At 37.5% G+C, this 16,388-nt stretch carries 12 protein-coding genes and 1 other annotated feature; of the genes, 11 read left to right on the top strand and 1 reads right to left on the bottom strand.

The features are described 5' to 3' along the window. Positions 1-26 precede the first annotated feature (26 nt). The gene (locus MKY90_RS22525; protein WP_002143230.1) at positions 27-683 is read left to right on the top strand and encodes a DUF421 domain-containing protein; all 657 of its coding nucleotides are present in this window, start codon (positions 27-29) and stop codon (positions 681-683) included. 29 nt (positions 684-712) lie between these two features. On the opposite strand, the gene spoVB is transcribed toward MKY90_RS22525, so the two are convergent. After that, the gene (gene spoVB / locus MKY90_RS22520; RefSeq protein WP_002015313.1) at positions 713-2,272 is read right to left on the bottom strand and encodes a stage V sporulation protein B; all 1,560 of its coding nucleotides are present in this window, start codon (positions 2,270-2,272) and stop codon (positions 713-715) included. 186 nt (positions 2,273-2,458) lie between these two features. On the opposite strand from spoVB, the gene MKY90_RS22515 reads away from it, so the two are divergent. The 10 genes from MKY90_RS22515 to aspS all read left to right on the top strand — a co-directional run bounded on the left by MKY90_RS22515 (position 2,459) and on the right by aspS (position 16,204). Continuing rightward, complete coding sequence (locus MKY90_RS22515; protein ID WP_002112000.1) at positions 2,459-2,743, top strand: post-transcriptional regulator; 285 nt, start codon at positions 2,459-2,461, stop codon at positions 2,741-2,743. 282 nt (positions 2,744-3,025) lie between these two features. Further along, positions 3,026-5,290 (top strand): protein translocase subunit SecDF, encoded by a 2,265-nt coding sequence (gene secDF, locus MKY90_RS22510; protein WP_098167975.1) that lies wholly within the window; start codon positions 3,026-3,028, stop codon positions 5,288-5,290. A 307-nt stretch (positions 5,291-5,597) separates the two neighbouring features. Next, positions 5,598-6,491: a cation diffusion facilitator family transporter gene (locus MKY90_RS22505; protein WP_098167976.1), complete on the top strand. Its 894-nt coding sequence runs from the start codon at positions 5,598-5,600 to the stop codon at positions 6,489-6,491. Between the two features lie 101 nt (positions 6,492-6,592). After that, on the top strand, positions 6,593-8,914 hold the full coding sequence (gene recJ / locus MKY90_RS22500; protein WP_098167977.1) for a single-stranded-DNA-specific exonuclease RecJ: 2,322 nt from the start codon (positions 6,593-6,595) through the stop codon (positions 8,912-8,914). A 65-nt stretch (positions 8,915-8,979) separates the two neighbouring features. Beyond that, the gene (locus MKY90_RS22495; protein ID WP_002015305.1) at positions 8,980-9,492 is read left to right on the top strand and encodes an adenine phosphoribosyltransferase; all 513 of its coding nucleotides are present in this window, start codon (positions 8,980-8,982) and stop codon (positions 9,490-9,492) included. A gap of 211 nt (positions 9,493-9,703) precedes the next feature. Then, positions 9,704-11,887, top strand: a complete 2,184-nt coding sequence (gene relA, locus MKY90_RS22490; RefSeq protein WP_002015304.1) for a GTP diphosphokinase — start codon at positions 9,704-9,706, stop codon at positions 11,885-11,887. Between the two features lie 17 nt (positions 11,888-11,904). Next, positions 11,905-12,345 (top strand): D-tyrosyl-tRNA(Tyr) deacylase, encoded by a 441-nt coding sequence (locus MKY90_RS22485; RefSeq protein ID WP_002015302.1) that lies wholly within the window; start codon positions 11,905-11,907, stop codon positions 12,343-12,345. 268 nt (positions 12,346-12,613) lie between these two features. Continuing rightward, positions 12,614-12,790, top strand: coding sequence for a hypothetical protein (locus MKY90_RS22480; RefSeq protein WP_001242605.1), 177 nt, complete (start codon positions 12,614-12,616; stop codon positions 12,788-12,790). 54 nt (positions 12,791-12,844) lie between these two features. Continuing rightward, positions 12,845-13,075 (top strand) — a binding site (T-box leader). Between the two features lie 69 nt (positions 13,076-13,144). Continuing rightward, a complete protein-coding gene (gene hisS, locus MKY90_RS22475) occupies positions 13,145-14,416 on the top strand; it encodes a histidine--tRNA ligase (RefSeq protein WP_012261743.1) in 1,272 nt (423 codons plus the stop codon). Between the two features lie 12 nt (positions 14,417-14,428). Then, positions 14,429-16,204, top strand: a complete 1,776-nt coding sequence (gene aspS / locus MKY90_RS22470) for an aspartate--tRNA ligase (RefSeq protein ID WP_002015297.1) — start codon at positions 14,429-14,431, stop codon at positions 16,202-16,204. The last annotated feature ends 184 nt before the right edge of the window (positions 16,205-16,388 follow it).

The following is a 16,388-nucleotide window of genomic DNA, read 5'->3' as shown; positions in this document are numbered from 1 at the left end:
TATAAGTAAAAAAAGGGGATGTATAAATGGAATGGGTATCAATAATCGGACGAACAATGCTTTTGTATATAATCATTTTAATTATTTTTCGTCTTATGGGTAAACGTGAAATTGGAGAATTAAGTGTATTAGATTTAGTTGTATTCATTATGCTCGGTGAAATGGCTGTAGTGGCAATCGAAAATACAGATAAATCACTTTGGCATCAATTAGTTCCAATGACTTTTCTTATGTGTATACAAATCATTTTGTCGGTCATTTCTTTAAAGTTTCAGCGTTTTCGGCATTTAATAGAAGGGGAGCCTGCGATTCTTGTGAATGCAGGTAAAATTGATGAAAAAAAGATGCGGAAGCAGCGATATAACATAGATGATTTATTGATGCAACTACGTGAGCAAGGAATCGGAGATGTACGTGATGTAGAATACGCTATTTTAGAACCATCTGGAAAGTTATCTGTCTTTCAAAAACAAAAAAGTAAAAAGAGTAAAAATGATACACCAATTTTTACACTCCCACTAATTATTGATGGAGAAATTCAATACAATCATTTGCAAATGATCGAACATACAGATGGGTGGCTCGTTGAGAAACTGAATAACTTAGGTTATAAAGATGTGAAACGGATTTTATATTGTAGTTTTCAAAATGGACAGTTTTTCGTTGATTTGAAAGAAAATTAGAGGCTTACCATTTTGAATGGCAAGCCTGCTTACTTCAAAAATGAAAGTTTCCGAATGATAGGGAGACGACTTAATTCTTCTTTTCGAATGAGTTTGAAAACGAAGAGGAGAACGATATAAACGATTGTTGTTAAAGTGATTTCCCATAATGTTTGTATGCCAAGTGAATGAGAAAAAACGATATACTTATGAAGATAAAAACCGAAGGTACCAGCAATCCCGATAGCAATTCCGCCGAAAATATAGTCTTTTGCATAAATGGTAAATGCAATTTTCTTTAAAACAGTGGCGTAGTGAAGGAATGTTACGGTTACTATATTTGCTGCGATGGCGAGGGCAACCCCCATCATTTGGAACTCTGGGCGTGAAGCGAGTACAAAGATAACGATTAATTTTACGATAGCGCCAATAAATGTGTTCATCATAGCAGCGCGTGCTAAGTTTAAAGCTTGCAACACAGATGTAAGGGGGCTTTGAAAATAATGAAATAAAAAGCAAGGTGCAAGAAGCTGGATGAAAGCGGCCGCGTTGTCTGATCCGTACATGAGAGTTAAAACTGGAGAAGCAAATACATATAATATAACGACTGACCATCCGCCGGTTATTAAGGAAATTCGAAGTGCTTGTTGTAATCGGTGTTCTACTAATTTGTGTTGTCTCTTTGCCATTGCCTCGCTAATTGATGGGACGAGTGCTGTAGAAAGAGCATATGTAATAAAGGCTGGCAGTGATAGAAGTGGGAACGCATATCCGTTTAATATACCGTATTGCTGAGTTGCGACAGAAGCAGCAACGCCGGCGATCGCTAAGCTTTGCATAACGACGATAGGTTCAAAGAAATAAGAAACGGAACCAATTAAACGGCTTCCTGTAGTTGGTAAAGCAATGTCCATAAGGGAATAAAATGTATTTTTGCTCTCCTTTACAGTAGTGAAAAATCCAGAGCGTATAGATAAATGTTTTTCGCGTTGGAATAAAGTAAGTAAAAATAATAAAGATGCAACTTCACCTAGAACAGCTGATAGCATGGCACCGGCTGCAGCATATTCTACGCCGTAAGGTAAAAATAACCGAATGCATACAGCGATAATTGTAATGCGGACAACTTGTTCTATGACTTGAGCGTAAGCGCTCGGCTTCATGTTTTGTTTCCCTTGGAAATAACCACGTAAAACGGAAGAAACTGCAATAACGGGGACGACAGGTAAAATAGCCATTAATGGATAGTAAGTTCTTTCATCTGTTAATAATGTTTTTGCTAAAATAGGTGTGAGTAGCATAATCCCAATTGTTAAAATGATACTAATAATGGATGTAACGGCTAGTGAGACAGTTAATATTTTTTTTACTCTTTGCTTATCGTTCACTGCTTCTGCTTCTGCTACAAATTTTGCGATTGCAACAGGAAGGCCAATTTGTGTTAATGTAATTGCTAAAATGAAGGTGGGGACAGCCATCATATAAAGGCCAACGCCTTCTTCTCCTAAAATACGTGCCATTACAATGCGGTTAATAAATCCGAGGATTTTTGTAATAAAACCGGCTATCATTAAAATAAATGCGCCTTTTAAAAAGCTTTGTCTCGTCATACTCTTCTCCTACCTTCTCAAAATCAATGGAATGATTTACAATAATTTATATGCACGTATGAGACAAGAATGACAAGCATTTAAGAGAGTGAAGTATGAATGGTACTCTTGAAAGAAGTTATTACTGTCCATTAGAGCGGGATTAAAAGCGACTTTTCGTGCTGAAATAAGAAGGAGATGTTATATATGTTGGATAAAGAGGCTTTGGTAGAATCATACCGCGGACAGTTACAAGTCGTTTTAGAAAGTAAAGTAGAAGAGTTTCAAATGTTCGGTTACGACCGAGTGACAGATAATGATATTTGGAAGTTTCTCAAGGCGAAAAAGTGGAAAAAGATAGATAGTGATGTTAGGTTATATGAATTAGTAAATGATGTATTAAGAGTAAGTACTAATGAATATATGAATTATTTAACTGTTGAAGCATATCAAGCGCCACTTTGGTCGTTTGATGAATATGAAAATAAATAACCGACTGTAATTGGTTTGTTCTTCCTTTTGCAGTATAATGATAGGTATTGATAAAGAGGAATTAATTATGTCTAAGATTATATATAAAGGAGGTAGTGAAGAGGAAAAATAAATAATGAATAGTGTAGGTATTGTGAAAAGCTTACCGACACAGCTAGTGATGAACTAGCGGAAATACATGTATTTTATAGAAAGTAAGTCTACTAACTAGGCGTATGCACACGTGCGAAAATGAATCGTAAGAGATTTATTGAAAGTGTTAGTAGCAGAAAGAGGGTACATATGGCAAAGCGTGGTACAAGAATTGCCGCCTTTTTCCTCATCGTTTTATTAATTGGTGGAGTAATTGGTGCGGCAGGAAAAGACATAGCAAAAGGAATTAGTCTAGGACTAGACCTTCGCGGTGGTTTTGAAATTCTGTATGAAGTAAAACCAGCCAAAAAAGGTGATAAAATTGACCGAGAGGCACTTGTAAGTACAGTAGGTGCTCTTGAAAATCGTGTCAATGCACTCGGTGTAAGTGAGCCGAACATTCAAATCGAAGGGGAAGATCGAATTCGTGTGCAGCTTGCTGGTGTACAAGATCAGCAAAAAGCACGTGAAATGTTATCAACGCAAGCGAAATTAACATTCCGTGATGTAGATGACAACCTTCTTATGGATGGAGCGGATTTAAAAGGCGGCGGAGCGAAGCAAACATTTGATGATAAAGGTCGTCCAAGTGTTGGACTTACGTTAAAAAGCGCTGAAAAATTCCGTGAAGTAACAGAGAAGATTTCAAAAATGCCACCACCAACGAATTTAATGGTAATTTGGCTTGATTTTGAAGAAGGAAAAGATTCGTATAAAGCAGAATCTGCAAAACCGAATCCAAAGTTTTTATCAGCGGCAACAGTAGAACAAGTATTTAATCAAGCTGAAGTATCTATCGTAGGTGGAAACTTTACAGTTGAAAGTGCGAAAGAACTGTCATCTTTATTAAATGCAGGTGCACTTCCTGTTGATTTAAAAGAAATGTATTCAACATCTGTTGGAGCGAAATTTGGTCAACAAGCATTAGAGCAAACGATTTTCGCTAGTGCAATCGGTATTGCTATTATCTTCTTATTCATGCTTGTATTCTACCGTTTACCAGGACTTGTAGCGGTTATTATGTTAGGTTTATACATTTTCGTTACATTACTTGTCTTTAACTGGATGCATGCAGTTCTTACGTTACCAGGTATTGCGGCATTAGTGCTCGGGGTTGGTATCGCAGTTGATGCGAATATCATTACGTACGAGAGATTGAAGGAAGAGCTTAAAATTGGTAAGTCGATGATGTCAGCATTCCGTGCTGGTAACCATCGTTCATTAGCGACAATTTTAGATGCGAACATTACAACAATTGCAGCAGCTGGTGTATTATTCGTTTACGGTACAAGCTCTGTAAAAGGATTCGCAACAAGTTTAATCGTAAGTATTTTAGTTGGTTTCGTTACGAACGTATTCGGTACTCGTTTCTTACTAGGTTTACTTGTAAAAAGCCGTTACTTTGATAAGAAACTATCTTACTTTGGTGTTAAGGAAAAGGATATTATTCCATTAACAAAAGGTGTAGTACATCCGCCAACGAGATTTGATCGTATTAACTTCGTAAATATCGGTCATAAATTCTTCTTATTCTCAATTGCAGTCGTAATTGCTGGGGCAATTATATTACCGATCTTCAAAATGAATCTTGGTATTGACTTTGCAAGTGGTACACGTATCGACTTGCAATCAAAACAAGCAACTACTGTTTCTGATGTTCATAAAGATTTGAAAGAATTGAACATCGATGTGAAGGAAGAAGATATTGTACCGACTGGAGATGATAATAAAGGTTTCGCAGTTCGTACATTAGGTGTTCTATCAAAAGATGAAATTGCGAAAACAAAAACATTCTTCCACGATAAATACGGTACAGATCCGAATGTAAGTACAGTTTCGCCGACAATCGGTAAAGAGATTGCACGAAATGCATTTATCGCAGTATTAATTGCTTCTGCAGTAATCGTTTTATACGTAAGTATTCGTTTCCGTCTTACGTACGCAGTATCTGCAGTAATCGCATTATTACATGATGCATTCGTTATGATTGTTGTATTTAGTCTTTTCCAGATAGAGGTAGACTTAACGTTTATCGCTGCGGTATTAACGATTATTGGTTACTCTATCAATGACTCGATTGTTACGTTTGATAGAAACCGTGAGTTATACAAACAGAAAAAACGAGTTCGCGATATAAAAGATTTAGAAGAAATCGTAAACGCAAGTATTCGTCAAACAATTGGTCGTTCAATTAATACAGTGTTAACAGTGCTATTCCCAGTAATCACACTACTTATTTTCGGTAGTGAATCACTGCGTAACTTCTCACTTGCATTATTAATTGGATTAGTTGTAGGTACGTACTCTTCTATTTTCGTTGCTTCTCAAATTTGGTTAATGCTTGAAAACCGCCGTTTGAAAAAGGGCAAAAACAAGAAGAAGGTTGAGAAAGAAGAACCTGAACCGCAAGTATAAAAAAGATGATGTCTCATTATGAGGCATCTCTTTTTTCGTTTGTGGATACAATAAGATAGCAACTTTTGAAAGAATGAAATGGAATAAAGTGGTGATGTTATCGCTGATTTTGTTAAAATAAAGTGAAACTTTAATAAGTGGGGGTTTTGTTCATCCCCACTTATTATTAGCCCTCACCAATCGGGCTTTTACGGGCAGTTGATCTCCCACCTAACTTCCTTGTATTTGCCGGATTTTGAGGTGGGGGGCTTACTGCCCGCAAATAGCGGGATAAAAAGATAGGTTAAGAAAAGAAGGGATTTCAATTATGGAAAAAGATGAACGTTTTAAACAGGCCGAGTTTGGTGCTATTGTCGGAATCGTTGGTAATATTATATTAGCGATTGTAAAAGCGGTAATTGGTTATATTGGAAACAGTAAGGCACTTTTAGCGGATGCAGTGCATTCTGGATCAGATGTAATTGGCTCGTTAGCTGTACTTTTTGGATTACGAGCGGCAAAGCAACCGCCTGATGAAGATCATCCGTATGGTCATGGTAAAGCGGAATCGATTTCAGCGATTATTGTTGCGGTATTATTATTTATTGTTGGAATAGAGATAGCGATTTCGTCTATAAAAGCTTTTTCACAAGATTTGGAACCACCAAAAGGAATTACGATTTTTGCAGTTATTCTTTCGATTGTAGTGAAAGAAGGGATGTTTCAGTATAAATATCGATTAGGGAAGAGGATAAATAGTGCTGCAATTATTGCAAATGCATATGAACATCGTTCGGATGTGTTTTCTTCAATTGCAGCTTTAATCGGCATTTGTGCAGCTATTATCGGCGGTAAGTTAGGTATAGATTGGCTTGTATATGCCGATCCAATTGCGGGATTATTTGTTTCAATTCTCGTTGCTAAGATGGCATGGAGTATTGGAGCAGAAGCTATTCATGCAACGCTCGATCATGTTCTGCATGAAGAAGATGTTGTTCCGCTTAGGGAGGCAGTTTTTCAAGTGGAAGGTGTGAAAAAAATCGGCTCTTTACATGCAAGAGAACATGGCCACTATGTTATTGTCGATATTAAAGTATCTGTAGATCCATATATCACTGTAGAAGAAGGTCACCGCATCGGAAAACATGTAAAAGAAAAACTTATGAAACAAGATAACGTACAAAACGTTTTTGTACATATTAATCCGTATTCTCCAAATTAAACATAACAGATATTTAATTATATAGATATCGAATCGTAGTTTGCATTATATTGTCACCCCTTAATCTGTCTTGTATAATGGATAGGTTAAGGGGTGATTTCGTGTTACAACCGAAGACGCGTTGGAAAGAAAAAGAATATAATGAGGAACTAGTGAGTGAATTAGCAAATAAATTGCAACTATCACCTCTTGTGACTTCATTATTTCTTGGCAGAGGCTTAAATACAGAAGATAAGATTGTAGACTTTTTAAATACAACAGATCAAGAATTTCATGATCCATTTTTACTTGAAGGAATGGATCGGACTGTAGAACGTGTGAAAAAAGCTATTGAAAATGGAGAACAAATATTAATATTTGGCGATTACGATGCGGACGGAGTAAGTAGTACGACTGTGTTATATCTTGCTCTCAAAGAATTAGGTGCAGAAGTAGAGTTTTATATTCCAAATCGTTTTACTGAAGGCTATGGGCCAAATGAAGAAGCGTTTCGTTGGGCGCACAGTGCAGGGTTCTCACTAATTATTACTGTCGATACTGGTATCGCAGCGGTACATGAAGCGAAGGTAGCGAAGGAACTTGGAATAGATCTTATTATTACAGATCATCATGAGCCACCACCAGAATTACCAGAGGCACTTGCGATTATTCACCCGAAATTAGAAGGCGGTGTTTATCCGTTTCATTATTTAGCGGGTGTTGGTGTTGCATTTAAAGTTGCACATGCACTTTTGGGTCGTGTACCAGAGCATTTGTTGGAAATTGCAGTAATCGGTACGGTAGCCGATTTAGTATCGCTTCATGGTGAAAATAGATTGTTAGTACAGCGTGGACTGAAGCATATGCGAATGACTCGGAATATCGGTTTAAAGGCGTTATTTAAAGTTGCTAACGTTTCGCAAAGCGAAATTACAGAAGAAAGCATCGGGTTCGCACTCGCACCTCGTATTAATGCAGTTGGTCGTTTGGAAGATGCAACACCTGCTGTACACCTTTTATTATCAGAAGATCCAGAGGAAGCGAAAGAGCTAGCTGAAGAAATTGATGAGCTGAACAAACTTCGAAAAGATATTGTAAAGCAAATTACTGAAGAAGCTATCGCTGAAGTCGAAAATAATTTCCCGCCAGAAGAAAATAAAGTATTAGTCCTTGCAAAAGAAGGTTGGAATCCAGGGGTAATTGGAATTGTCGCTTCTAAGTTAGTTGAACGTTTTTATCGTCCAACGATTGTATTAAGCATTGATCCTCATAAAGAAACAGCAAAGGGATCGGCTCGTAGTATTGCAGGATTTGATTTGTTTGCAAACCTTTCAGATTGCCGTGAATTGTTACCGCATTTCGGAGGTCATCCGATGGCAGCGGGAATGACGCTTAATATGAATGATGTGGATGAATTAAGACGCAGGTTAAATGAGCAAGCAGATGTAATTTTAACAGCAGAAGATTTTATTCCGATTACAGCAGTGGATGCATTTTGTAAAGTAGAGGATGTAACGCTTGCCGCGATTGAGGATATGCAAAAGTTAGCGCCATTTGGCGTAGGAAATCCGAAACCGCGTATTGCGGTGAAAGATGCCGAATTAGAAAGTATCCGTGCAATTGGATCTGATGGTTCGCATTTAAAAATGGCTCTTCGTGATGGACAAGCAACACTGGACACGATTGGATTTGGATTTGGTACTTATGCGAAAGAAATCTCTCCAGTTGCGAAGGTTTCTGTAGTAGGAGAAGTGTCCATTAATGAATGGAATAACTTTAAAAAGCCGCAATTAATGGTGCAAGATATTGCTGTAGAGGCATGGCAATTATTTGACTGGCGTAGTATGCGTAATGTAGAAGCAAATTTAGCAGAACTTCCGAAAGAAAAAATAACAATGGTGTATTTTTCTGAAGAGGTATTGAATAAATTTTCTTTAGAAGGCTATAAAGAGCGTATCGTGCATGCATCAGAGGTAGCTCATTTTGATGATCAATACATTGTGCTACTTGATTTGCCGAAAGGAACAGATGAATTAGGTGATGTATTTAAGGCTGGATTCCCAGCTCGAATTTACACGCTATTTTATCAAGAGAATAATCATTTATTTAGTACGGTCCCAACGAGGGAACATTTTAAATGGTACTATTCTTTCTTAAGCCAAAAAACACCATTTTCTTTAAGGCAATATGGGGAACAACTGTGTCGTCATAAAGGTTGGTCAAAAGATACAGTAAATTTCATGACACAGGTGTTTTTTGAGTTAGAATTTGTTACAATAAAAGACGGTGTCATTTTTATGGCAGACAAAAAACAAAAGCGTGATTTAATTGAATCGAACACATATCGTGAGAAAATGAACCACTTACAATTAGAGAAAGAATTGGTTTATAGCACATATCAGCAACTATATACATGGTTTGAAACGATTCGTGATCATAAATAAGTAGAACAGTTAGGGTAAAGGATTTGTATTTACAAACCTTTTATATCTGAGGAGGATTCAGAAATATGGATTTCAAGCAACATATCGCAATTGTACCAGATTATCCGAAAGAAGGTATTGTGTTTAAAGACATTACACCTTTAATGAACGACGGAAAAGCATATAAAGCAGCAACAGATGCAATCGTTGAGTATGCAAATAAAAGAGACATTGATGTTGTAGTAGGACCAGAAGCGCGTGGTTTTATTATTGGTTGCCCAGTTTCTTATGCATTAGAAGTAGGTTTCGCACCAGTTCGTAAATTAGGGAAATTACCACGTGAAGTAATTACAGTTGACTACGGTAAAGAATATGGAACGGACGTTTTAACAATCCATAAAGATGCAATTAAGCCAGGCCAACGTGTATTAATTACAGATGACTTATTAGCTACAGGTGGAACAATCGAAGCGACAATTAAACTAGTTGAAGAACTTGGTGGAGTTGTAGCAGGAATTGCATTTTTAGTAGAGCTTACTTACTTAGATGGTCGTAAAATGTTAGATGGTTACGATGTATTAGTATTAGAAAAATACTAATCATTATATAGGTGAAACTACGGTGATAAAAAAGTACCCGTGAATCTCTTGGAGAGGAGCGGGTACTTTTGTATAATTGCACAAAAAAACATGGTGAAATGTCAGTAAAATCTTTTCCTTTTCACAATTCACAATCATTGGGTTATAATGATAGAATATAATTTATTCTATTCAATAAAGATAAAGTCAATTTTCAATAAAAGGTGATTCGATGGCAAATGAGCAAGTACTAACAGCTGAACAGGTACTCGAGAAAGCAAGTCAATATTTAGCGGATGGAGATATTGAGCTAGTGGCACGTGCCTATGAATATGCGCGTGATGCACATAGCGAACAATATAGAAAATCGGGTGAACCATATATTATTCACCCAATTCAAGTTGCAGGTATTTTAGTTGATTTACACATGGATCCGGCTACAGTATCGGCAGGTTTCTTACATGATGTAGTGGAAGATACAGAAATTACATTAGAAGACATTGAACGGGAATTTAATAAAGAAATCGCTATGCTTGTCGATGGTGTTACAAAGCTTGGAAAGATTAAATATAAATCCCATGAGCAGCAACAAGCAGAAAACCATCGCAAAATGTTTATCGCAATGGCTCAAGATATTCGAGTTATTTTAATTAAACTAGCTGATCGTCTTCATAACATGCGTACATTGAAACATTTGCCTCAAGAGAAGCAGCGTCGCATTGCGAATGAAACGTTAGAAATCTTTGCACCTTTAGCACATAGACTCGGAATTAGTACTATTAAATGGGAGTTAGAGGATACGTCACTTCGCTATTTAAACCCGCAGCAATATTATCGTATTGTGAATTTAATGAAGCGTAAACGTGCAGAGCGTGAAGAATATTTAGATGAAGTAATGACTGGCATTCGCGAGAAATTAAAAGAGGTTTCAATTCAACCTGAGATTTCTGGAAGACCAAAACATATTTACAGTATTTATCGTAAAATGGCATTGCAAAATAAACAATTCAATGAAATTTACGATTTACTAGCTGTACGTGTCGTTGTGAATAGTATTAAAGATTGCTATGCGGTGCTTGGAATTATTCATACGTGCTGGAAACCAATGCCAGGTCGTTTTAAAGATTATATTGCAATGCCGAAAGCAAATTTATATCAATCTCTTCATACGACTGTAATTGGACCAAAAGGTGATCCGCTAGAAGTGCAAATTCGTACGAAAGAAATGCATGAGATTGCAGAATTCGGAATCGCGGCACATTGGGCGTATAAAGAAGGTAAAGCAGCAGAAACAACGGGTACATTAGAGAAGAAACTAACTTGGTTCCGTCAAATATTAGAATGGCAAAATGAAGCTTCTAATGCAGAAGAATTTATGGAGTCATTAAAAATTGATTTATTCTCTGACATGGTATTCGTCTTTACACCAAAAGGCGATGTAATGGAATTACCACTTGGCTCTGTTCCAATTGATTTTTCGTATCGTGTCCATTCGGAAATTGGAAACAAGACAATTGGTGCAAAAGTAAATGGGAAAATGGTGACGCTTGATTATAAGTTGAAAACTGGTGACATCATTGAAATTTTAACATCGAAACATTCGTATGGTCCAAGTCAAGATTGGGTAAAGCTTGCTCAAACATCTCATGCGAAAAATAAAATACGTCAATTCTTTAAGAAACAACGTAGAGATGAAAATATTGAAAAAGGCCGTGAACTTGTTGAAAAAGAAGTGCGTGGCTTAGAGTATGAGATGAAAGAAGTATTAGCGCTTGATAATTTAAAACGTGTCGCTGAGAAGTTTAACTTTGCAAATGAAGAAGATATGTTTGCAGCAGTTGGATATAACGGAATTACAGCAGCGCAAATTGTTACGCGACTAACGGACAAGTTCCGTAAACAACGTGAAGAAGAAGACATCGTTGAAGTTAAAGAAGTTCGTAAACCGATGAAAATTCGAAAATGGGATTCTGGTGTAAAGGTAAGTGGTGCAGATAATTTGTTAATTCGTTTATCAAAATGCTGTAACCCAGTTCCAGGCGATGATATCGTTGGGTATATTACGAAAGGTCGAGGCGTATCAATTCACCGTTGCGATTGCGTCAATGTGCATACAGAAGAAGCGGTGGAGCGTTTATTAGAAGTAGATTGGGAAGGTAGTCCTGAAAAAGAAATTGAGTACAATGTTGATATTGAAATTTCAGGCTATGATCGTCGTGGTTTATTGAATGAAGTATTACAAGCTGTTACAGAAACGAAGACGTATATCTCAGCTGTTTCTGGTAGAAGTGATCGTAATAAGATGGCAACGATTAACATGTCGATTTCTATTCGAAACTTACAACACTTGAAAAAAGTAGTAGAGCGCATTAAACGCGTTCCAGAAATTTATGCCGTACGACGCATGATGCATTAATAGGGAGTGTAGAAAAGATGAGAGTTGTTTTACAACGATCAAAGGAAGCGTCTGTCACAGTAGATGGCGAGATTGTAGGACAAATTCCATTCGGTTTAACATTACTAGTTGGCATTACGCATGAAGATACAGAAAAAGATGCAACTTATATCGCAGAAAAAATTGCAAACCTACGTATTTTTGAAGATGAGAGCGGAAAGATGAACCACTCTGTACTTGATATGAAGGGACAAGTTCTATCTATTTCGCAATTTACATTATACGGAGATTGCCGTAAAGGAAGACGTCCAAACTTTATGGATGCTGCGAAACCTGATTATGCAGAACATTTATATGATTTCTTTAATGAAGAAGTTCGTAAACAAGGACTGCATGTGGAGACAGGACAGTTCGGAGCAATGATGGACGTTTCTTTAATCAATGATGGTCCGGTGACCTTAATTGTAGAAAGTAAATAGTGTTGCCGGGGAAGAGAGGATTATAGGTCCTCTCTTTTTTCATACATTGTTGTATGTTTTGTTCATTTATCCCGCTATTTGTGGGAGATCCACTGCTCGTAAAAGCCTGATTAGTGAGGGCTAATAATGAGTGGCGATGGACAAAACCCCTATTCATTAAAGTTTCACTTTATTTGGAATCAATAGCTGTTTCGGTTATGTATAACTCTTTCATCAATATGGAACAATAAAAAGTAAAACATCTATATTGAATGTGAGGGATATACGTATGCGTATGAATGAAAAAGGGCATTCTGTTACAAATGGTGCAAATCAACTGTTTAACGTAAATTTTCATGATTTTATTTCAAAAGAGCAAAACAATACTTCAATGGAGCTCGCTTCTGAGTTTGGGATTTCTCTTCAAGATGTAAAGCGTCTAAAGAAGCAGATTGAGCGCTCTTAGAGTACTTGACAATCCTACTCAACAAACGTATAGTAATTTTATATTTACATATGAATATAACCGTTGATAGAGAAGAGTAAATGAGACACACATGGAAAGAGAAGAAATGTCTTAGGCTGAAAACATTTCTGCATGATGACTGATTGAATGACACTCTAGAGGTTTCAACTTGAACGGCATATATGCTTAGTAGAGATGAACGCAAATTTAAGCGTTATTAAAAAAGTGGAAGCATACGTGCTTCAATTAGGGTGGCACCACGGGTATAATACTCTCGTCCCTACTGTTCAAACAGTAGAGGCGGGAGTTTTTTTATTTTTATTAAGATTAAAACAATTTGAGGAGGAACTGAATATGTCTATTCAAATCCCACGCGGAACGCAAGATATTCTTCCAGGTAGTGTTGAGTTATGGCAGTATATCGAAGGGCAAGCGCGCGACATTTGCCGTCGTTACAATTATAAAGAAATTCGTACACCAATTTTTGAGCACACAGAGCTATTTTTACGTGGTGTTGGTGATACGACAGATATCGTACAAAAAGAAATGTATTCATTCCAAGACCGTGGAGAGCGTAGTTTAACATTACGTCCAGAAGGTACTGCACCTGTTGTACGTTCTTACGTTGAAAACAAAATGTTCGGTGATGCAACACAACCAACAAAATTATACTATATCGGCCAAATGTTCCGTTATGAAAGACCACAAGCAGGTCGCTATCGTCAATTCGTACAATTCGGTATTGAAGCAATTGGTAGTAACGATCCAGCAATTGATGCAGAAGTAATTGCACTTGCTGTAGAGTTTTACCGCGGTATGGGCTTGAAAAATATTAAAGTTGTATTAAATAGCTTAGGTGATGCAGCGAGTCGTCAAGCGCACCGTGATGCGTTAATTGCTCACTTTGAGCCACGTATCGGTGAGTTCTGTTCTGACTGCCAATCTCGCTTAGAAAAAAACCCTCTTCGTATTTTAGACTGTAAGAAGGACCGTAATCATGAATTAATGAGCACGGCACCATCTATTACAGAATACTTAAACGAAGATTCAGCAGTATACTACGACAAAGTACAAGAACTACTAACGATGATGGATGTTCCATTTGAGAAAGATCCGAATTTAGTACGTGGTTTAGACTACTACCAACACACTGTTTTTGAAATTATGAGTGAGGCAGAAGGTTTCGGTGCTATCACAACATTAAGTGGCGGTGGCCGTTATAACGGACTTGTACAAGAAATCGGTGGACCGGAAATGCCAGGTATCGGTTTTGCGATGAGTATTGAGCGTTTAATTATGGCGCTGAAGGCTGAAAATATTGAGTTACCAATTGAACATAGTATTGATTGTTACGTTGTAGCACTTGGTGAAAAAGCGAAAGACCGTGCTGCAAAAGTTGCGTTCGATCTTCGTAAAGCTGGATTATCAGTTGAAAAAGATTATTTAGATCGCAAAATGAAAGCACAATTTAAATCTGCAGATCGTTTAAATGCGAAATACGTAGCTGTATTAGGGGAAGATGAGCTAGATAAAGGCATCATTAACTTAAAAGATATGGCAACAGGCGGACAAGAAGAAGTAGCGTTAGATGTATTTGCTTCATATGTAGCAGAGAAATTAATATAGGGGGAACTTAAAGTGGCTGAAAGAACACATGCATGCGGAAAAGTAACAGTAGAAGCGGTTGGACAAACAGTTCAATTAAAAGGTTGGGTACAAAAACGCCGTGATTTAGGTGGATTAATCTTTATCGACTTACGTGACCGTACAGGTATCGTACAAGTTGTATTTAATCCAGAAACATCAAAAGAAGCGTTAGAAGTAGCAGAAACGATTCGTAGCGAATACGTATTGCACGTAGAAGGTACAGTTGTTGAACGTGGTGAAGGCGCAATTAATGATAATATGGCAACTGGTCGTATTGAAGTACAAGCATCGAAAGTAAATGTATTAAACGCAGCGAAAACAACGCCAATCATTATTGCTGATGATACAGATGCATCAGAAGATGTGCGTTTAAAATATCGTTACTTAGACTTACGTCGTCCTGCAATGTTCAACACATTCAAAATGCGTCATGACGTAACGAAAACAATTCGTAACTTCTTAGATACAGAAGAGTTCTTAGAAGTTGAAACACCAATTTTAACGAAGAGCACGCCAGAAGGAGCTCGCGACTATTTAGTACCAAGCCGTGTGCATGATGGTGAATTTTATGCATTACCTCAATCTCCGCAGCTATTTAAACAGCTTCTTATGGTCGGTGGATTTGAGCGTTACTATCAAGTAGCACGTTGTTTCCGTGACGAAGATTTACGCGCGGACCGTCAACCGGAATTCACGCAAATTGATATCGAGGCATCATTCTTAACACAAGATGAAATTTTAGAAATGATGGAGCGTATGATGACGAAAGTCATGAAGGATGCAAAAGGTGTAGAAGTTAGTGCACCATTCCCTCGTATGAAATATGCTGATGCAATGGCTCGCTTTGGTTCTGATAAGCCGGATACACGCTTTGAAATGGAACTAAAAGACCTATCTGAATTTGCAGTAGGTTGTGGATTTAAAGTATTTACAAGTGCTGTAGAAAACGGCGGACAAGTAAAAGCGATTAACGCAAAAGGTGCAGCGAGCAAATACTCTCGTAAAGACATCGATGCATTAACTGAATTCGCCAAAGTATACGGTGCAAAAGGTCTAGCTTGGCTTAAAGTTGAAGAAGACGGCTTAAAAGGACCGATTGCGAAATTCTTCGGTGAAGAAGAGGCAAACGTGTTAATGAGTACATTAGAAGCGGATGCTGGTGATTTATTACTATTCGTAGCAGATAAGAAAAGTGTTGTTGCAGATAGCTTAGGTGCACTTCGTTTACGTCTAGGTAAAGAACTTGAGTTAATTGACGAAAGTAAATTTAACTTCCTATGGGTAACTGATTGGCCACTTCTTGAGTACGATGAAGATGCAGATCGTTACTTCGCAGCTCACCACCCATTCACAATGCCATTCCGTGAAGACGTTGAGTTATTAGAAACAGCACCAGAAAAAGCACGTGCACAAGCATATGACCTTGTATTAAACGGTTATGAGCTTGGTGGTGGATCACTTCGTATTTACGAGCGTGACGTACAAGAAAAAATGTTCAAAGCACTTGGATTCTCACAAGAAGAAGCACAAGAACAATTCGGATTCTTATTAGAAGCATTCGAATACGGTACACCACCACACGGCGGAATCGCATTAGGTTTAGACCGTCTTGTTATGTTACTTGCAGGTCGTACGAACCTTCGTGATACAATTGCATTCCCGAAAACAGCAAGCGCAAGCTGCTTATTAACAGAAGCGCCAAGCCCAGTTGCAGAAGCTCAGCTTGAAGAGCTAAGCTTAAAATTGAGCTTGAAAGAAGAGAAGTAAGAATAGAGTCTAGATGGTTATACTAACCCCATCTAGGCTTTTTTTATAGAGGTTGTTTAAAAAGTCCGGTTTACATTATGTTTTCCTTGTTTGAAATATGTATTTTTAGGAATTCTATAACTTTTTCTATACAAATAGTCGGAAAAAGGCTAGAATACATGGTAGACCATTTTTGTAATAGGAG

Origin of the sequence: Bacillus sp. FSL P2-0099 (assembly GCF_038007445.1) — a bacterium.
GTDB classification, from domain to species: Bacteria; Bacillota; Bacilli; order Bacillales; family Bacillaceae_G; genus Bacillus_A; species Bacillus_A mycoides.
Note: the sequence above shows the minus strand (reverse complement) of the source record. Positions and strands in the feature narration are given on the sequence as shown.